Raw genomic sequence first — 19852 nt, forward strand, 5'->3', positions numbered from 1 at the left:
GTGATTCCTGACCTTGTGTTGCTGTATGCGTGTTTTGTTTGTTTCTAACACATTATTTCTAAGTACACTATTCATACCAGAAAACAAACAATTTGGTCATATCAGAAAACAAACAAATTGGGAGGATTAGTCGGGACAGAAAACGCAATATCCCGACCGAAGGCGTTGTATTTTATAAGAGTTGTGATAAACGGTTCAGATCTGATTGGATTGCCCCGGCAGTCACATCTCGCCCGGCTCCCGGACCACGGATAACTAATGGATTGTCACGATACCAACGGCTTTCTATGGCGAAAATATTATCCCCCGGTAATAACGAAGCTAAAGGATGTTCTAAGTGCACAGCTTCCACCCCAACTTTCGCCTTACCTTTAGCATCAAAACGCGCAACATAACGCAGTACCATTCCCATTTCACGCGCAGCTTCTAACCGTTTCAGCATCTGCTTATTAATAGCAGAACTGTTTTCGAAGAACTCTTCAATAGAACCAACACTGGCTTCTGCCGGCACAAGTGATTCTACCCGTACCTGATCCGCCTCTATCTCATAACCTGCCTCACGAGCCAAGATAACCAATTTGCGCATCACATCCTGACCGGAAAGGTCAATACGAGGATCAGGCTCCGTCAACCCTTGTTGCCATGCCTGTTCTACCAGATCACTGAAAGGCACTGTGCCATCAAACTGCAGAAATAACCACGATAAAGTACCGGAGAAAATGCCACTGATAGACAGGATAGTATCCCCACTTTCCCGCAAGTCCCTGACGGAATAGTTAATTGGTAACCCGGCACCAACGGTCGCATTGTATAACCAATGACGGCCTGTTTTTACAAAAGCATCCCGGATCATGCGGTAAGTGTTACTGTCAGATGAACCAGCGGCTTTATTGGCGCTAATCACATGAAAACCATAGCTGGCAAAATCTATGTAGTTACTCGCCAATGCTTCACTTGCCGTTATATCCAACACCACCAAATCATCATAAGGATGTGCCCGCATCCATAAAAACAGTTCATCACCTTCATGTAGGGTGGCTTCATCATTAAAGAATGCCAATGCCCGACTTGCGTCAATGCCCTGATAGTTCAGCAGGCTCCGGCGGCTATCGACAATTCCCGCTAAAATGAATTCAAAATCACTGCGGGCAGAGATATTTTTCTGTTCACGTGCAAACAATTCCAGCCAACGTGACCCGATATTCCCTTTACCAAACAGAACCAACCCAATACGTTTTTCTGCCCGAAACAGGCTCTGATGCAATCCCTGAATCAAATGTGATGTCTGGTTCAGACGCAATACAGCAACCAGACTGATGTCATCTTCTGCATGCCAGATAAATTCAACCGGTTGGTCTTTCAATTGCTGATAAAAACGGTGGCTATGTAGCGGATTTTTGCATACGCCTGCTCCCACCAAAGCCACCAATGATAATCCTTCACGCAAGGAAAGTTTTCCTGGCAAAGATGCATCCTGCAAAACATCAAGGGCACTATTAACAACTTCAGAGGTATAACAAAGCTGGATCAGATTGCAATCAGCATGCAGCCCCGTTGCCAAAGGACGGATTTGAGCACGCTTTAACAACGAATCGATATCTTTATAAATTTGTTTAAAGTTATGGGCAGAAGAAAAGTGCAACTCAATCAAGCAAACATCATCGTGGCTGGTAACGATTTTAGCTCCTGTTCCTGTCGCTAAAACTCGTTCAATACGAGTAGAGCCTTGCTCAGGCTGATAACTACAACGTAATTGTAAATCGATATCACTGACAGAAACTGGCTGTAATGTACGGGTATGAAGTACAGGAGCCGCCAAGCGAGCCAGTTCGCTGGCCTCATCCAGACGCAATAATGGCAGGAGACACGCATCCTTAACTTTGCGCGGATCTGCACTGTAAACTCCAGCCACATCACTCCAGATTGTCACTTTTTTAGCGCCAGCTAATGCACCAACCTGTGTTGCAGAATAATCACTGCCATTGCGCCCCAATAGTACAGTTTCACCCTTCTGATTACTGGAAATAAAACCTGTCACCACTAAGCGCTTATTGGAATTCTGGACTAATAACTGACTCAGCAAAGGCTGAGAAAGATTAACATCAACTTGTGGCTGTGCTGCCCGTTCTGCGCGCAGGAATTGGCGCGCATCCAGCCAGGTGCTAGGGATACCTTGTGATTCAAGCAAAGCGGCCATCAAGCGAGCGGACCATATTTCGCCATGGCCAACAACTTCAGCGTAGGTAATGTCACTAATTGGTTTATCCAACAGCGCACTCAACCTTTCCAAATCAGCAATAAAATGTGCGATAAGAGTTTCAGCAACGGTTTCTGGCAATAATCCGCGGATCAACTCTTGCTGGTAGCGCCGTAAGGATTGCTGAACTTGATGAGCTGAAATACGGTCACTCTGACTCAATTTCAGCCAATCAATCAGTTGATTAGTCGTACTGCCTGCTGCTGATACCACCATCAAGTCACCTGGCTGGCTATAATTCGCCATAATATCCGCAACCCGCTTATAACATTTCACATCTGCAAGGCTGCTGCCGCCAAATTTATGTAACTGGCGGCCAGATTCCGCCCCTGCTGTTGCCAGTTCAATCATGATTACCTCGTTACCGCTGCCTGAAATGCATTATTCAAATCAGCAATTAAATCCTGACTATCTTCTATTCCCACAGAGACACGAAGAAGTGAATCCGTAATCCCTGCCTGTTTCCTTGCTTCTGCCGACATACCAGCATGTGTCATCGTAGCTGTATGAGAAATCAATGACTCCACACCCCCCAACGATTCCGCCAGAGTAAATAATTTTAATGCAGATAAAAAGCGGCGCATTGTTTGTTCATCACCATCAAGTTCAAAACTCAACATCGCGCCAAAACCTGTTTGCTGTTGAAGAGCTATTTCATGCCCTGGATGATCTTTCAGTGCTGGATAATAGAGTTTTTTCACTTGTGGCTGTTGCTGTAAATATTCCACTATGGCAGCCGTGTTGCTTTGCTGTAGAAGTACCCGCGCAGACAAAGTACGAATGCCCCGCAACAACAAGTAACTGTCGAAAGCGCCTCCGGTCACACCGATATTATTCGCCCACCATGCCAAGTCCTCAGCCAGAGTAGGATCTTTGGCAATAATTGCACCAGCAATCAAATCAGAATGCCCATTCAGGTATTTTGTGCAGGAATGGACAACTAAATCTGCACCCAAATCCAATGGCTTTTGCAGCACAGGGCTTAAAAACGTGTTATCAACTACCGTCAAAGCACCTGCTTCACGGGCCAGACCACAGATGTACCTAATGTCCACAATACGCAGCAATGGATTACTTGGTGTTTCAATCAAGACCAATTTAGGCTTTTGCGCAATTGCCTGTTTCAGCGCCAAATCATCCGCCTGATCAACGAAAATAACATCATAAGCGCCACGGCGGCTTAAGCTATCAAACAGGCGGTAACTTCCACCATAACAATCATGAGGTGCTACCAATAAATCTCCCGGTTGCAAGAAAACGGTGCACAACAGGTGGATGGCTGACATACCACTGCTGGTCATCACAGCACCAGCTCCGCCCTCCAGTTCAGCCAAAACTTGCTGGACAACATCACGACCGGGATTACCACGCCGTGAGTAATCATGTGCTCTCGGTTCATTAAACCCTGTGAAATTGTATGTGCTGGAAAGATAGATAGGCGGGACAACACAACCATATTGTTCATCAATATTTGTACCGCTTTGTACTGCGACCGTAGCTTGTTTACACCCCATAATCTTTACCCGTTTCTTGTTTTCGGAGTCACAAAAGAATACCCTCCAGAAAGATAGACGTCAATACATCTAGACATCCAAAATAATTTACGGTTTAATAACACAACCCAATCATTACCCCCATTTTTTATGCCAAATTAGGGCATATTTTGTGAATTGATTAACCATAGCGATATAGTCGATAGGGGAAATATGCTAAAATGCCGAATTATCGACACGAACATAGCTCAGAAATAATTTCTTTTATTTCTGATTTCAGTTGCTTGATTTAAAACTATTTAAGGTATCTCATGGCTGAGTGGAATGGTGAGTATGTCAGCCCTTATGCTGAACATGGCAAAAAAAGTGAACAGGTCAAAAAAATTACGGTTTCAATTCCATTAAAGGTATTGAAAATACTGACGGATGAGCGTACCCGTCGTCAGGTAAACAATCTGCGTCATGCAACAAATAGCGAATTGCTGTGTGAAGCATTTCTCCACGCGTTCACTGGGCAACCTCTACCTGACGATAATGATTTACGTAAAGAACGTCATGATGAAATCCCTGAAGCTGCAAAAGCCATAATGCGTGAACATGGGATCGATCCCGAAACTTGGGAATATTGATATCTCCTTTATCTCAAGTCGTTGTTTGTATGCTGTACTGCGACTTGAAATCAATCAGATATAACAAAAATGCCCGATGGAAAACATCGGGCATTTTTGTTGGAAGCAAGAATTACTTCTTGAAACCTGGAACGCTGAAACGTTTATTAAAGCGATCAACACGACCACCAGTCGCAACGTCACGCTGCTTACCAGTGTAGAACGGGTGGCATGCACCACAAACGTCCAGATTCAGGTCGTGACCTACGGTAGATTTGATTTTGATAACATTACCACAAGAGCAAGATGCAGTAATTTCTTCGTACTTAGGATGAATACCTTGTTTCATGGGGAAAACCTCTGTTAAGGCCGTGTCGCTATCCAGCCCTATAGCCGCCAGACACCACACGTCGTGTTGATTAAAATAAGTTCGGTAATTTTCATACCAAAGGCGGCGAATCATACAGAATATCGTTTTATTGCGCAATGAAATCCACTGATTTGCTATGATACTCTTTGTCATTATATGTTGCTTTAGTCTTGCCATTAATCATCATTCGGAAATCGCCTTATGACCGTTGTTCAGGTTGCTTTACCTGTCCCTTTAGCTCGCTCTTTTGATTATCTGTTACCTGAAAGATTGCCGATCCCCGCCCATGGGATCCGGGTACGTGTGCCATTTGGCAAACGCAATGCAATAGGTGTAGTTACAGGGATTGCAGACAACAGCGATTTTCCCCTTGAGCAACTCAAACCGATTACTGAACTGCTTGATGAATCGCCACTTTTTTCTGAGGATCTTTGGCAGTTGCTCCTATGGTCTGCCTGCTATTATCACTATCCACTTGGCGAAGTCCTTTTTCATGCCATGCCTGTTTTGCTACGACAAGGTAAACCCGCAGAATTCTCCCCTCTCTGGCAATGGCAAGTGACAGAAGCAGGCCGTGAATTGCCTCTTGAACAACTTAAACGCTCCACCAAACAGCAACAAGCTTTAGCTAAATTGCGCCAAACATCCATTTATCGCCATCAAGTCCCTGAATTAGAATTGAGTGAAAGTGCATTGCAATCACTGAAAAAAAAGGGATTAATTAATTTACATCCGGTACAACCGGAAACTGAAAATTGGCATGAACATTTTCGCATCATCGGGGAACGGCTAAAACTCAATACAGAGCAAGCCACCGCAATTGGAGCCGTTCGCGCAGAAGATCATACTTTTTCTCCCTGGTTACTTGCCGGCATCACTGGCTCAGGTAAAACCGAAGTATACCTGAGTGTTCTGGAAAACATTTTGACACAGGGAAAACAAGCACTGATCTTAGTTCCCGAAATTGGTCTGACTCCCCAGACTATCCGCAGGTTCAGAGAGCGTTTCAACGCGCCCGTTGATGTTCTGCATTCCGCCTTAAATGACAGTGAACGGTTATCGGTATGGTTAAGAGCAAAACGAGGAGAAAACGCCATTGTCATCGGTACGCGTTCTGCACTGTTCACTCCCTTCGCTCACTTAGGTGTCATCATCATTGATGAAGAGCATGATAATTCTTATAAACAACAAGATGGCTGGCGCTATCACGCTCGTGATCTGGCGGTCTTCCGCGCCAAAAAAGAGAAAATTCCTATCATTCTGGGAACAGCAACACCAGCACTGGAAACACTATTTAATGTAAGACATGGAAAATACAAACAACTTACTTTGACGAAACGAGCCGGTCATGCCATGCCAGCAACCCAACACCTGCTGGATATGAAAGGATTGCCGCTGACCGTCGGTTTATCTCAACCTCTCGTTAACCGCATTGGCAAACATTTGCAAGCAGATAATCAAGTCATCCTATTTCTGAACCGCCGTGGTTATTCCCCTGCCCTGCTGTGCCATGAATGTGGCTGGATAGCCGAATGCCAGCGTTGTGATCACTACTATACCCTGCATCAGAATCATCGCTATCTGCGCTGCCATCACTGTGATAGCCAGCGACCCATTCCTCGTCAATGCCCCCAATGCGGAACGACACATCTCATCCCTGTGGGGCTAGGTACTGAGCAACTTGAAGATGGCATTACTCAACTGTTTCCTGACGTTCCGGTTACCCGTATCGACAGAGACACGACCAATCGCAAAGGAGCACTGGAACAACAACTCGCTGATATTCATCAGGGGGATGCCCGTATTTTGATCGGCACTCAAATGTTGGCAAAAGGCCACCATTTTCCTGATGTCACACTAGTCGCTTTATTGGATGTCGATGGTGCCCTGTTTTCTGCTGATTTCCGTGCGGCTGAACGGTTTGCACAATTGTATACTCAAGTTTCCGGTCGAGCAGGACGAGCAGGCAAACGCGGAGAAGTTGTACTTCAGACTCACCATCCAGAACATCCACTTTTACAGGTGTTGCTGGAGAAAGGCTATGACGCATTTGCTCAGCAGGCAATGGAAGAGCGCCGGCAAGCACTTCTGCCCCCTTTTGTCAGCCATATCATGCTACGGTCGGAAGATCACGATAATCAGCAGGCGCCTGCTTTTTTGCAACAAATGCGCCAACTATTTGAATATCATCCACAATATGATGAACATGTATGGATTATGGGACCAGTTCCCGCATTACAGGCCAAACGGGGTGGCCGATATCGTTGGCAATTACTGGTGCAACACCCTTCGCGCATTTTTCTACAAAAAATGATGGCAGAGCTCTACCCACACATCACAGCGTTGCCACAAGCACGTAAAGTAAAATGGAATATTGATGTTGATCCCACAGAAGGTTGATAAAAAAGCAATTGATTATTGCAGTAAAAACTCCAAATTGAACAGAAGTCTATGAAAAAACAGTGGCAATTATTTCCTTAATTTGCGAAGTAGCTCTAAGAAATGATGTATATCACATTTTTTATGTAAACAAAGTAACGGGTTGAACTGTTAATCGGTTTAAAATGAATTTATTAGTAAGACTGTAGAAAACGAACCGCCAGTGCTTCCCCACAGGAATAACTGGCGTTTTTTTACTTTCGATTTTTTTACTTTCATTTCGGATAGCAATCGTTTCGCTACCTATTAGAACATGAGGAGTGAACTATGGAAAAAAAGAATTGCGCATTAGCGACAATGAAAGATGTCGCCAAAGTAGCGGGGGTTTCTACTGCAACTGTATCAAGAACGCTTATGAATCCTGATAAAGTTTCTGCGCACACCCGCCAGAAAGTCGAAAATGCTGTACTGGAAGTGGGTTACTATCCGCATAATCTCGCCAAGAATTTGAGGAGAAATGAGTCCAGAGCCATCCTGGTTATCGTTCCCAATATCAGCGATCCTTTCTTCAATGAAAGTATCCGCGGCATTGAAGAAACTGCGGCAAAACATGGTTATCTGGTTCTGATCGGTGACTGCAAACACCAACAACAGCAAGAACATGCTTTTATCAATCTTCTCATTACCAAACGCATTGATGGCATGATCTTACTGGGCTCAAATGTTCCTTTCGATGTCTCTAAAGAAGAACAGAAAAATATGCCTCCCATGGTGATGGCCAATGAATTTGCACCTGAACTAGGGCTTCCTACTGTCCATATCGATAATCTGACCTCCGCTTTCAATGCCACCCATCACCTGCAAAAAATCGGGCACAAACGCATCGCCTGTATCACCGGACCAGATACAATGCCACTGTGCCAATATCGGCTTCAAGGTTATATTCAGGCATTACGTCGTACCGGCGTTCCTATCCGTGATGAATATATAGTCAGAGGTGATTTCACCCATGAAAGTGGTGCTGAATCAGTAGAAACCTTGCTGACCCTGCCAGAACCTCCCAGCGCCATTTTCTGCCACAGTGATGTCATGGCAATTGGTGCAATGTGGCAAGCTAAAAAAATGGGATTAAAATTACCAGAAGACCTGTCCATTGTTGGTTTTGATAATATCAACATGGCGCAATACAGCGAACCACCGCTGACAACTGTAGCACAGCCATGTTATGAAATTGGGCATAACGCAATGCTTTTGTTGCTGGAACAGCTCCAGGGCCGTATGGTTTCGAAAGGTTCACGATTATTAGATGCAGAATTGCTTATTCGTGAGAGTACTTGTTCGCCTAAAAGCTAGGCAAATAACTACATGTTCAGTAACATTAGGTATCTACTCCTTAATTTTTTAAATAACTCAGCGAATTAAACACAGTGGCACAACGAGATTATGTGAGTCGCGGGCATTCCAATCCCCGTCGGAAAGGTACTGGTAAGAAAAAAAATCAGGCTCAAGGACTACCTAAAACGACATTAGCTATCGCCGTCGCTTTGGTGGTCACATTCATTGGTGGACTTTATTTCATCGTACATACTAAAAATGGAAGTGTACAAGATACACCACCAATCACTCACCAACCTAAAAGCCATGGTTTGCCACCAAAACCAGAAGAACGCTGGAGTTATATCAAGGAGCTGGAAAATCGACCTGTTGGTCTGCCATCAATGCAGGAACCCTCTTCAATCCCTAATCAACAGAACAACAGCCCAACGGAACTGACACCAGAACAGCGCCAATTACTTGAACAAATGAAGGCAGATATGCGCCAGCCACCAACACAATTGGCTGAAGTACCCTATAACAGTGAGCCAGTTCCTCGCTCACGCGTTCTTGTGAATCCACCAGTACAAAAACCATCGCCAGAATATACTCCACAGCAAAATCCTGTGCTTCAACAGGAGAATAAGCCATCGGTGCAATTTCAATCACCTCAAACTCAAATGCCTCAGACTCAAATACCTCGGTCTCAAACATCCAATGAGACCAGTAAGCCAAAGACAACGCTAAATGAATCCAGATTAATGCTACAATGTGGTTCATTCCGTACTATAGAGCAGGCAGAGTCCGTCCGTGCCAGCCTCGCGTTGGTCGGTATTGAGAGTAAGATTACAATAAAAGACAGTTGGAATCGGGTTGTAGTGGGACCGTATAAGAGCAAAGGTAGTGCGGAAAAAATGCGCAATCGCATTGCCAATACGGGGATTTCCAACTGTATTCTCCGCCCTGCTGGGGGTTGAAAAATCAAAAAATTCCCCCATCTTGATCTCTAATAACGAACATACGGTGCTTTAGATAAATAATCGTGGCATTGTCAGCCAAAGTACCGTGTGTGCCATCTTCTATTTTTTAACCAGGGGCTAACTCGTGACTACAATCGTAAGTGTTCGCCGTAATGGCCAAGTTGTCATCGGTGGTGATGGACAAGCAACAATGGGTCATACCGTTATGAAAGGCAATGTCCGTAAAGTACGCCGCCTTTACAATGACAAAGTCATAGCGGGTTTTGCCGGCGGTACTGCAGATGCCTTCACCCTGTTTGAGCTGTTTGAACGTAAGCTCGAAATGCATCAAGGGCATTTGACTAAAGCAGCAGTTGAACTAGCTAAAGATTGGCGGACAGACAGAATGCTCCGCAAGCTGGAAGCCTTGCTTGCCGTTGCAGATGAAAATACCTCTCTGATTATTACAGGTAATGGTGATGTGATTCAGCCAGAAAATGATCTTATCGCTATTGGCTCCGGTGGCTCATATGCACAAGCAGCAGCCCGCGCAATGCTGGAAACCACCGAACTCAGCGCCCGGGAAATCGCAGAACGCGCCCTGACTATCGCTGGCGATATCTGTATCTACACCAACCAAAATCATAACTTCGAAGAATTACCCTCAAAAGCGTAAGGATAGATAGTATGTCTGAAATGACTCCTCGCGAAATTGTCAGCGAACTTGACAATCATATCATCGGTCAGGATAAAGCAAAGCGTGCTGTTGCCATTGCGCTGCGTAACCGCTGGCGTCGTATGCAGTTGGATGAATCACTGCGTTACGAAGTAACTCCGAAAAATATTCTGATGATTGGCCCAACCGGTGTTGGTAAAACCGAAATCGCCCGTCGTCTGGCAAAACTGGCCAATGCACCTTTTATCAAAGTTGAAGCAACAAAATTCACTGAAGTCGGTTATGTCGGTAAAGAAGTTGATTCCATTATTCGTGATCTGACTGACGCTGCAGTGAAAATGGTTCGCCTGCAATCCATTGAGAAAAACCGCCACCGTGCCGAAGAACTGGCTGAAGAGCGTATTCTGGACGTTCTGTTGCCACCAGCAAAAAATAACTGGGGACAACCTGAAGCTCAACCAGAGCAATCCTCAACCCGCCAGACATTCCGCAAGAAACTGCGTGAAGGCCAACTGGATGATAAAGAAATCGAGATCGAAGTTGCTGCTGCTCCTGTTGGTGTTGAAATCATGGCACCTCCGGGTATGGAAGAGATGACCAATCAATTACAGTCTATGTTCCAAAACCTGGCTGGTCAGCGTCAAAAAAGTCGTAAGCTGAAGATCAAAGATGCGTTCAAACTGCTGGTGGAAGAAGAAGCTGCGAAACTGGTTAACCCTGAAGAGTTGAAACAGCAGGCAATTGATGCAGTTGAACAGCACGGTATCGTCTTTATTGATGAAATCGATAAAATATGTAAACGTGGTCAAAGCTCCGGCCCGGATGTTTCTCGCGAAGGCGTTCAGCGTGACCTATTGCCATTGGTTGAAGGCTGTACTGTCTCCACCAAACACGGTATGGTAAAAACTGACCACATTCTATTTATCGCTTCAGGCGCATTCCAGGTTGCCAGCCCTTCTGATTTGATCCCAGAGTTACAAGGACGTCTGCCTATCCGTGTTGAATTGCAGGCGCTGACAACTGAAGACTTTGAGCGCATCCTGACTGAGCCGAATGCTTCACTGACAGAACAATACAGAGCATTGATGGCCACTGAAGGTATGAATATTGAGTTCACCGCTGACGGTATTCGCAGAATTGCAGAAGCTGCATGGCAAGTTAATGAGACTACTGAAAATATTGGTGCCCGCCGTTTGCACACTGTGCTTGAACGCATGATGGAAGATATCTCTTTCGAAGCCAGCGAATGTCAGGGCCAATCTGTTGAAATCAATGCTGACTATGTCAAAACACACTTAGATGAGCTGGTAGCTGATGAAGATCTGAGCCGTTTTATCTTATAATCGGTTTAGAGCCTGATTCAACAGCAGTAAAAAATGGAATGGGAGGCTTACCTCCCATTTCTCTTTTTCTTAAACCAAAATCTATTACACTGAAATGCTTGATAGCAATATGAGTTCAATAACAACGGGTAATCAGATACAGGCATGGCTGGAAAGCTTACGCCTCAAAACTCTTCCACTTGCTGTAGCAGCCATTATGACCGGATCTGCCCTTGCATCATGGGCGGGTCATTTCAAATGGTCGGTGGCGTTGCTGGCCTTATTAACCGCCTCCCTGCTACAAATTCTGTCCAATCTTGCCAATGATTATGGTGATGTCACCAAAGGTAGTGATACCGAAAAACGCATCGGCCCAATGCGCGGTATGCAAAAGGGCTTGATCACAGCACAACAAATGAAAGCCGCATTAAAAATTACCGTGTTGCTCTCTTGTCTCTCAGGAATTTCTCTCATTATCGTTGCTTGTCATAGCCCAAGCGATATTATCGGTTTTCTGGGCCTGGGGTTACTGGCGATCATCGCTGCGATTACTTATACGGTAGGCACTAAACCGTATGGTTATATGGGGTTGGGTGACCTTTCCGTCCTTATTTTCTTTGGTTGGCTCAGTGTCCTTGGTACTTACTATCTGCAAACCAATACTTTTTCTCTGGACACCATTCTGCCCGCAACAGCCTGTGGCTTACTCTCCGTGGCAGTGTTGAATATTAATAATTTGCGTGATATCGAAACAGATCGCCAAAACGGTAAAAATACACTAGCGGTCAGGCTAGGTGGAAAAAAAGCCCGCTACTACCATGCAACACTGCTTACAGGTGCTATGCTCTGCTTTGTCCTCTTTACCCTCTTATACCTAATCAATTGGTATAATTGGTTATTTTTGCTGGCTTTCCCCTTGTTATTGCAGCATATGTTACAGGTACTGCACGATCCAACAGCCAAAGGTATGCGCCCCAAGCTGGTACAAATGGTCAAAGCTGCATTATTGACTAACATCCTGTTTTCCATTGGATTGATACTTAATTAGGCGAGTACATATCAATTTTATACACACGTTTTAAGATTGATGATTTTGCCAACACTGGTCTTAAAAGGATATACTGTTCGTTCCTTGCATAAACCAGACGTAAATCCCATGAAATATGATACTTCCGAACTTTGTGATATCTATCAAGAAGATGTAAACGTGGTAGAGCCATTATTCTCCAACTTTGGTGGGCGTACTTCATTTGGTGGTCAAATCATCACAGTGAAATGCTTTGAAGACAATGGATTGCTTTATGATTTACTGGAAGAACACGGACGTGGACACATTTTGCTCGTCGATGGTGGTGGATCGGTACGCAAGGCTCTTGTCGATGCCGAGCTGGCTCAACTTGCTGTCAATAATGAATGGGAAGGTATCGTCGTCTACGGTGCTGTGCGTCAGGTAGATCACCTTGCTGAGCTCGATATTGGCATTCAGGCAATGGCTGCTATTCCTGCTGGTTCCAACAGCGAAGGCATCGGAGAAAGTGATATCAGGGTGAATTTTGGTGGCGTAACTTTCTTTTCTGGTGATTATCTTTATGCAGATAATACAGGGATGATCTTATCAGAAGTTCCGCTGGTGATGGATGACGATAGCGATGATGATGATGATGATGATGATGAAATGTAATATCCGCATAAACCTATACCCTATCATCAATCTCCACGATATATAAAAAAGGGCGCAGTTATCGCCCTTTTTTCGCAAAACTATCGGATACCTTACTGAACATCTTCCATCTTACCCAACAAGGTACGTAAGCGATCTTGCCATGCTGATTGTTCTTGTTTGAGCTGTTCATTTTCACGTACCAGCGAATCACGGCTATCTGTTATATTTTGGACATCCTGAGATAACACTGTGTTCTTTTCTTTTAATTCTTCAATTTCCATTTGCAGCAAAGTGATGGTATCAATTGCCTGCTGAACTTTAGATTCTAGCTTTTCAAAAACTTCAAATGACATTCTTTAGCCCCTCTTATAAGCAATGCCTTGATTGTATTTAGCCTGTTAACGACTGTCTAGTTTCATACTTCTAATGTGTGGCATAACGAGAAATATAGTGACTAATCCTAAATGGAGATAAGATCACATTTCAGCGACCAATAAAACCACAATTAAATGCGAATTCGCTCATTTTGTTGACGCAACACGCAGATTTCAATTTCGCTATTTCTCGTTTCCGCTCATTAACGATAAATTCACATCGCCTTTCTCTGCGTAACCAGAACGCAGCAAGAAAGGACTAATAATTAATCTCCTCTCTGTACTTTTTATAGGATATAGAAATGAGTCAGACCACCACTCCAACATTATCAGGTCAATGCATTTCAGAATTTCTGGGTACTGCATTACTTGTTTTCTTCGGCTTAGGCTGTGTTGCTGCTGCCCGTCTTGCAGGAGCACAACTGGGTCTATGGGAAATCAGCATTATCTGGGGCTTTGGTGTTGCCCTGGCTGTTTACCTTACTGCCGGAATTTCTGGTGCACACCTGAATCCAGCAGTAACCATTGCGCTATGCCTATTTGCCAGTTTTGACAGAAAAAAAGTACTCCCTTACATCATTGCTCAAATGTTAGGCGGTTTTGTTGCCGCAGCTATCGTCTATATGATGTATTACAACCTTTTCCTTGATTATGAGCAAGTTCACAACATTGTTCGTGGATCACAAGAAAGTCTTTTCACGGCTGGAGTATTTTCCACTTACCCTGCATCACAAATTTCCGTATTCCATGCATTTATTGTTGAAGTTATCATCGCGGCTGTTTTGCTTTGCCTGATTCTGGCAATAACAGATGATGGCAATGGCATTCCACGTGGTCCTTTGGCACCACTGGTTATCGGTATTTTAATTGCTGTTATCGGTGGTTCTTTTGGCCCCCTGACCGGATTTGCCCTGAATCCCGCTCGTGATTTCGGCCCTAAGTTAGTTGCTTATTTAGCCGGATGGGGAAATATTGCTCTGACTGGTGGTCGGGACATCCCTTATTTCCTTGTTCCGTTGGTAGCCCCCGTTGTTGGTGCAATTCTGGGGGCATTTGGTTATCGCAAACTGATTACCCGCCATTCACCCTATGGAGCTTAGTTTTGCTGCCCTTGACAGATGATAACAGATAAAAAGTAAAAAAATTTTTGAATAAAACCAGGTTATAGTTATGACAACAGAAAATATGACGGATAAAAAATATATCGTTGCTTTGGATCAAGGGACAACCAGTTCACGGGCAGTAATACTTGATCACGACGCTAATATTGTCTGTATTTCACAACGTGAATTTCCACAAATATATCCTAAGCCAGGCTGGGTGGAGCACGATCCAATGGAAATCTGGGCCAGCCAAAGCTCAACATTGGTCGAAGTGCTGGCAAAAGCAGATATCCGCACAGATCAAATTGCCAGTATTGGTATCACTAATCAACGAGAAACAACTATCATCTGGGAAAAAGAAACAGGTAAACCTGTTTACAATGCCATTGTATGGCAATGTCGCCGGACAGCAGATATTTGTACAAAACTGAAGAAAAAAGAAGGTCTGGAAGAATATATCCGTCATAACACTGGCCTGGTGATTGATCCCTATTTTTCCGGCACAAAAATAAAATGGATCTTGGACAATATCGAGAGTGTCCGCCTGCGTGCTGAAAATGGCGAACTGTTATTCGGCACAGTTGATACTTGGTTGGTTTGGAAAATGACACAAGGTCGCGTGCATGTCACCGATTACACCAATGCTTCCCGTACTATGCTATTCAACATCCATAATCTCGACTGGGATCAGAAAATCCTTGATGAGTTGGGTATTCCTCGCGTTATGTTACCAAAAGTTGCCGCATCTTCTGAAATTTATGGTCAAACCAACATCGGTGGTAAAGGTGGTACTCGTATTCCTATTGCAGGAATTGCAGGGGATCAACAAGCTGCACTCTATGGTCAGTTATGTGTCCATCCTGGCATGGCAAAAAACACTTATGGCACAGGCTGCTTCCTGCTGATGAATACGGGAACTGATGCCGTACGTTCCAATCATGGGCTGCTGACTACCATCGCCTGTGGGCCACGAGGTGAAGTCAACTATGCGCTGGAAGGTGCCGTATTTGTAGGTGGTGCGTCTATTCAGTGGCTGCGTGATGAACTGAAACTTATTGCAGATGCAGCAGACTCCGAATACTTCGCCAAAAAAGTAAAAGACAGTAATGGCGTTTATGTTGTTCCGGCCTTTACCGGTCTTGGAGCCCCTTATTGGGATCCTTACGCCCGTGGCGCCATTTTCGGCCTGACTCGTGGTGCAAACAGTAACCATATTATTCGTGCCACACTCGAATCCATCGCTTACCAAACCCGTGATGTATTGGATGCAATGCAAGCCGATTCTGGTACACGCCTGCAAGCACTGCGCGTAGATGGTGGTGCGGTTGCCAATAATTTCTTGATGCAATTCCAGTCTGATATTCTCGGCACACGTGTCGAGCGCCCTGAAATACGCGAAAGCACAGCATTAGGTGCCGCCTTCCTTGCTGGTTTAGCTGTCGGTTTCTGGAAAGATCTTGACGAAGTGAAGAGTAAGGCAACTATCGAAAAAGAATTCCGTCCAAGTATTGAAACTACAGAACGTAATCACAGATACAACGGTTGGAAAAAAGCGGTTGCCCGTGCTCAAGAATGGGAAGACCGCGCTTGAAAAACAAACCTTTAAGGTGAAATAACCCCCAAATTGAAACATAATGCTCTGACATTACAGTACTTTTTATATGGCAGTACTGCTCTGTCAGAGCTTTCTCACTTCAATATTTTTGCCTACTACCAATATTCGCCGCCTTTATCCGACTGTCTGTTCCTGATGTTGTATCCGCTGAGAAATTGGCAACCAGCACAATAGAATAAGCAGAGCCATAAAAAACATCAGCATACCAACACTGAACTGGCCATTTTGTGGCAACATCGCCGATAACCATGTAGCCGCGCCTGACCCTATATTCTGTAATCCACCTACCAACGCCCCCGCTGCACCAGCCAGATAAGGAAATGGCTCCATAGCCCCCGTCGTTGCCAGCGGGAACAACATACCAGCGCCAAAAAAGAACAATGCAGCCGGGATCAACAGCGTCCAGATATTGATAATCCCCAACCATCCTGGCAACCACATCAACGTGCCTGCTAACAAACAACAGATGACGGAATTCCACATCAATTGATAAAACGTTTTGTTTTCACGTCCTGCATACCATGAGCCCAGAAATGCAGCAGGGATCGGCAGGATAAACAGAATACTGACAGTTAAACTGTCCAATCCTAAAACAGCCCCCATCAAAACCCCGCAGCTGGCCTCAAAAACAGCCACACCCGCCAGACTACCAACCAACATAATCAGGTAAGAAACAAAAACACCATTGGATAACAATTGGTGAAAAGAGATCAGCATCGTGCTCTGCTTTGTTTGCTCCGGGCGGGTTTCCGGTAAATGCCGGAATAAAAACAAAGTTACAGTTGCCCCCAACAGCAATAAAAACAAATAGCAAGCACGCCAACCAAAATAATGGCCTACGATACCGCCTACCATCGGTGCTAATAAAGGGCTGACCAATATCGCCATATTCAACAGACTATTGGCATAACGCAATTCTGTCCCCGTGTATAAATCTCTTGGCATAGTGCGCACCATTACTCCTCCGACCCCCGTGCCTAAGCCTTGAAATACACTGGCTATTACTAATATCAATAAACTGGAGGAAAACAGTGCACAAGTTGTGGCAACCAGAAAAATTGACATTCCTGTCAAAATAACGGGACGACGACCAATTTTATCCGATAATGGTCCATAAAAGAGCTGTGAGAGTCCATAAGAGAATAAGTATGCCGCCATAACACGCTGTACTTCACCCGCAGGTTTCCCGAAGTAATTCGCCATATCTGCAATAACTGGAACATAAATTGTCTGGGTCATCTGCCCGACAGCGGCCAACGCAATTAACATTAGCAATAAATTAAAATGCACTATTTTTCTCATCGCACTCACATACAATGTTATTTAAACAAAATACACGTGTACCCGGTTTCATTTAAGGAATAACAGCAATAACAAAGCCCCCAGGTTATTAATAAACAAACCTGACATACTGACTTCATTAGATTGAATTTTCCCGGTCAATTTATATTTTTTCTTGGCAGTATACAATTTCACACATGGAAAAAATGGCAGTCATATTTCCCATAAATGTCAATAAAAATGTACATATACTCCATGAAAATAGCAAAAATATAGTCAATGAGACTGTGACACGTAATCGATAAGGCTATTTCACTCAATCGCGTAAGATCTCGTCAAAGGAGCGCCAATTCACTCCATCTATTTCACTCCGTATTGTTACTCACTCAGTATCGTGTAGAGAGGCTAAATGCAATGGCAAACTGGGTTACAGGAAAAGTCACAGAGATAATCAATTGGACAGACTCACTATTCAGTATCAAGCTATGTGCACCAATAGAAAAATTCACTGCTGGACAATTTGCAAAACTTGCTCTCGAAGTTGAAGGAGAGCGCATCCAACGAGCTTATTCTTACGTCAATTCTCCCAATAACGATAACCTTGAGTTTTATTTAGTCACTGTGCCGGAAGGAAAGCTCAGTCCACGACTTGCTGCCTTGCAGAAAGGTGATGAATTGCTGGTCACAGAACAAGCGGCAGGTTTTTTTATCCTTGATGAAATTCCTGACTGCCAAAACCTGTGGATGCTCTCGACCGGGACAGCCATCGGGCCTTACCTTTCTATTCTTCAGCAAGGGAGTGATCTGGAACGATTTGAAAATATCATTCTGGTGCATGCCGTCAGGCTGGAGCAGGACTTAAGTTATTTACCACTCATGCAGCAATTAGAGAAATCTTTTCAGGGAAAACTGCGGATCCAAACTATCGTCAGTCGGGAAAAATGCCAGTATTCATTGATGGGGCGGATCCCGGCACTCATTGAAAATGGTGAAATGGAAGCAGCCGTCGGTTTACCTATGCAGGCAGAAAACAGCCACGTGATGCTGTGCGGAAACCCTCAGATGGTCAGAGATACCCGGCAACTACTGAAAGAGCAACGCGGCATGGAAAAACACCTGCGCCGTAAACCGGGCCATGTTACCAGCGAACAATACTGGTAACGATCAACCATAACTTTTACTTCTTATCACCTCTTCAAAGATCTTCATCTTTCAAGACACCGCTTTATTGGCGGTATCTTGAAATCTGTTGGGTAGATAAATCTATTCGGTATATACAGTTAATCAACGTTTTTGTACCGGATTGTCAGCAGAAATGTGATCAACCCTTTCTGCCGATTTGCCAAAACGGTTTGGCCCTTCTGTTCCACGAAATACACCGCAATCCAGCATAATCATGACAAAAATCAATGTCGGAATAAAACGACCAATACCCCATTGCCATATCGGTGCCATTGCGCTCCAATTAAGGGAAAGCAACACCCAGGCCAATGCCAGCAGCAACGTCCAGCCACCACGTTTATTACGGTCATGCAAGCGTTTCGAAAAAATTGCTGTTGTCGGATACAATATCAAGGCCGTACTTACCGCTGCATAATTCATGGGGAGAACATTCATTCCATGCAGAGTCAGGAGTATAAAAATCAGAGCGAAACAGATACCGATTCCGACCCAAAATTCCCGTCGCCCGATGCGACCTTTGAATGAGAATCCCCATTGTTGTAATGTCATGTACTCTTTTCCAATTGTGGATGCTGTTTTTCTGCTATTTACACTTTATTTCCGCGCTTGACACTCGGCGAGTAACAACATGAAAACAGACATAAATAAACTTCTGGTGACAATATTAATCGCTTTTAGCATCGGTTTACCATTCTCAACTGCTGCGGGTGAGCCTTCTGTCACATCAGGTATACACCCGCAACTCATGTATCTCTTGCCAGATTCCCCGGCTTTTGAAGATACCATCCCGACATTCCGGGAAAAATACAACAAAAAACACCCTGAAACTCTTCTGCATGAATATAAAGTCATTACGAGCAAAGATATCTCACTGCCTTTTATCCGCGCCGCCAGTAAAATCAACGAAAAAATCTACTCTTCAGCCGTGCTGGAGAGAGGTAGCGAGAAAATTAAAAGCCTGCAAATTACTTTATTGCCATCCCAAAATGAGCAGGAAAAAGAACAGAACCTTTTGCTGACCAAACAGTATATCGTTGCCTTGATCGGCCAATTTGAACCAACACTTTCCCCAGAACAAATTAAAGAGAAAACGGAGAAACTCCTCAAGACGGCAGAAAAGCAGTCATTTTACAGCCGAAAAATGGGGGCAATACGCTATATCATCGTAAACAGCAGCGAAAATATAATGACCTTCGCTATTGAACCGATTAAGCTATCGCTATCTGACGTACCAGTAAATGAAAATTAGTGACATA

The 19852-nt window shown here is 44.3% G+C and carries 18 protein-coding genes; 12 read left to right on the forward strand and 6 right to left on the reverse strand.

The window, feature by feature from the left end; all coding sequences use genetic code 11:
* Window positions 1-172: 172 nt before the first annotated feature.
* The gene (locus tag AAC147_RS15510) at window positions 173-2608 is read right to left on the reverse strand and encodes a bifunctional aspartate kinase/homoserine dehydrogenase II (RefSeq protein WP_047682623.1); all 2436 of its coding nucleotides are present in this window, start codon (window positions 2606-2608) and stop codon (window positions 173-175) included.
* Window positions 2609-2610: 2 nt separating this feature from the next.
* Window positions 2611-3771 carry a cystathionine gamma-synthase gene (gene metB / locus AAC147_RS15515; protein WP_047682625.1) on the reverse strand — a complete coding sequence of 387 codons (1161 nt, stop codon included), beginning with the start codon at window positions 3769-3771 and terminating at the stop codon, window positions 2611-2613.
* A gap of 290 nt (window positions 3772-4061) precedes the next feature.
* Between metB and metJ the strand changes: the two genes are divergently transcribed.
* Complete coding sequence (gene metJ, locus AAC147_RS15520) at window positions 4062-4379, forward strand: met regulon transcriptional regulator MetJ (protein WP_047682628.1); 318 nt, start codon at window positions 4062-4064, stop codon at window positions 4377-4379.
* A gap of 112 nt (window positions 4380-4491) precedes the next feature.
* Here the strand turns inward: metJ and rpmE are convergent, their stop codons facing one another.
* Window positions 4492-4707 (reverse strand): 50S ribosomal protein L31, encoded by a 216-nt coding sequence (gene rpmE, locus AAC147_RS15525; protein WP_047682798.1) that lies wholly within the window; start codon window positions 4705-4707, stop codon window positions 4492-4494.
* A 222-nt stretch (window positions 4708-4929) separates the two neighbouring features.
* On the opposite strand from rpmE, the gene priA reads away from it, so the two are divergent.
* From priA to rraA, 7 genes are all read left to right on the forward strand, one after another.
* Window positions 4930-7128 (forward strand): primosomal protein N', encoded by a 2199-nt coding sequence (gene priA / locus AAC147_RS15530; protein WP_047682631.1) that lies wholly within the window; start codon window positions 4930-4932, stop codon window positions 7126-7128.
* Between the two features lie 306 nt (window positions 7129-7434).
* Window positions 7435-8460, forward strand: a complete 1026-nt coding sequence (cytR, locus tag AAC147_RS15535; RefSeq protein WP_047682634.1) for a DNA-binding transcriptional regulator CytR — start codon at window positions 7435-7437, stop codon at window positions 8458-8460.
* Window positions 8461-8534: 74 nt separating this feature from the next.
* Window positions 8535-9398 (forward strand): cell division protein FtsN, encoded by an 864-nt coding sequence (ftsN, locus tag AAC147_RS15540; protein WP_047682637.1) that lies wholly within the window; start codon window positions 8535-8537, stop codon window positions 9396-9398.
* 127 nt (window positions 9399-9525) lie between these two features.
* A complete protein-coding gene (hslV, locus tag AAC147_RS15545; protein ID WP_047682640.1) occupies window positions 9526-10056 on the forward strand; it encodes an ATP-dependent protease subunit HslV in 531 nt (176 codons plus the stop codon).
* Between the two features lie 11 nt (window positions 10057-10067).
* Window positions 10068-11399 carry an HslU--HslV peptidase ATPase subunit gene (gene hslU / locus AAC147_RS15550; RefSeq protein ID WP_047682642.1) on the forward strand — a complete coding sequence of 444 codons (1332 nt, stop codon included), beginning with the start codon at window positions 10068-10070 and terminating at the stop codon, window positions 11397-11399.
* Between the two features lie 109 nt (window positions 11400-11508).
* Entirely contained in the window at window positions 11509-12426 is a 918-nt protein-coding gene (locus AAC147_RS15555; protein WP_047682645.1) for a 1,4-dihydroxy-2-naphthoate polyprenyltransferase, read from the forward strand.
* A 108-nt stretch (window positions 12427-12534) separates the two neighbouring features.
* The gene (gene rraA / locus AAC147_RS15560) at window positions 12535-13059 is read left to right on the forward strand and encodes a ribonuclease E activity regulator RraA (protein WP_047682647.1); all 525 of its coding nucleotides are present in this window, start codon (window positions 12535-12537) and stop codon (window positions 13057-13059) included.
* Window positions 13060-13151: 92 nt separating this feature from the next.
* Here rraA and zapB read toward each other — a convergent pair whose 3' ends face one another.
* Window positions 13152-13394, reverse strand: coding sequence for a cell division protein ZapB (gene zapB, locus AAC147_RS15565; protein WP_047682650.1), 243 nt, complete (start codon window positions 13392-13394; stop codon window positions 13152-13154).
* Between the two features lie 323 nt (window positions 13395-13717).
* Between zapB and AAC147_RS15570 the strand changes: the two genes are divergently transcribed.
* Together AAC147_RS15570 and glpK are read left to right on the forward strand one after the other, a co-directional pair.
* Window positions 13718-14515 carry an MIP/aquaporin family protein gene (locus AAC147_RS15570; protein WP_047682652.1) on the forward strand — a complete coding sequence of 266 codons (798 nt, stop codon included), beginning with the start codon at window positions 13718-13720 and terminating at the stop codon, window positions 14513-14515.
* A gap of 70 nt (window positions 14516-14585) precedes the next feature.
* On the forward strand, window positions 14586-16109 hold the full coding sequence (gene glpK / locus AAC147_RS15575; RefSeq protein WP_047682655.1) for a glycerol kinase GlpK: 1524 nt from the start codon (window positions 14586-14588) through the stop codon (window positions 16107-16109).
* A 138-nt stretch (window positions 16110-16247) separates the two neighbouring features.
* On the opposite strand, the gene emrD is transcribed toward glpK, so the two are convergent.
* Entirely contained in the window at window positions 16248-17435 is a 1188-nt protein-coding gene (emrD, locus tag AAC147_RS15580) for a multidrug efflux MFS transporter EmrD (RefSeq protein ID WP_047682658.1), read from the reverse strand.
* A 393-nt stretch (window positions 17436-17828) separates the two neighbouring features.
* Between emrD and fpr the strand changes: the two genes are divergently transcribed.
* Window positions 17829-18575, forward strand: a complete 747-nt coding sequence (fpr, locus tag AAC147_RS15585; protein ID WP_047682662.1) for a ferredoxin--NADP(+) reductase — start codon at window positions 17829-17831, stop codon at window positions 18573-18575.
* Between the two features lie 123 nt (window positions 18576-18698).
* Here the strand turns inward: fpr and AAC147_RS15590 are convergent, their stop codons facing one another.
* Complete coding sequence (locus AAC147_RS15590; protein ID WP_047682665.1) at window positions 18699-19145, reverse strand: DUF805 domain-containing protein; 447 nt, start codon at window positions 19143-19145, stop codon at window positions 18699-18701.
* Between the two features lie 79 nt (window positions 19146-19224).
* Here AAC147_RS15590 and AAC147_RS15595 point away from each other — a divergent pair, with 79 nt between their 5' ends.
* The gene (locus tag AAC147_RS15595; protein ID WP_047682667.1) at window positions 19225-19845 is read left to right on the forward strand and encodes a DUF1454 family protein; all 621 of its coding nucleotides are present in this window, start codon (window positions 19225-19227) and stop codon (window positions 19843-19845) included.
* The last annotated feature ends 7 nt before the right edge of the window (window positions 19846-19852 follow it).

This window comes from Xenorhabdus sp. NBAII XenSa04, assembly GCF_963866145.1.
Lineage (GTDB): Bacteria > Pseudomonadota > Gammaproteobacteria > Enterobacterales > Enterobacteriaceae > Xenorhabdus > Xenorhabdus indica.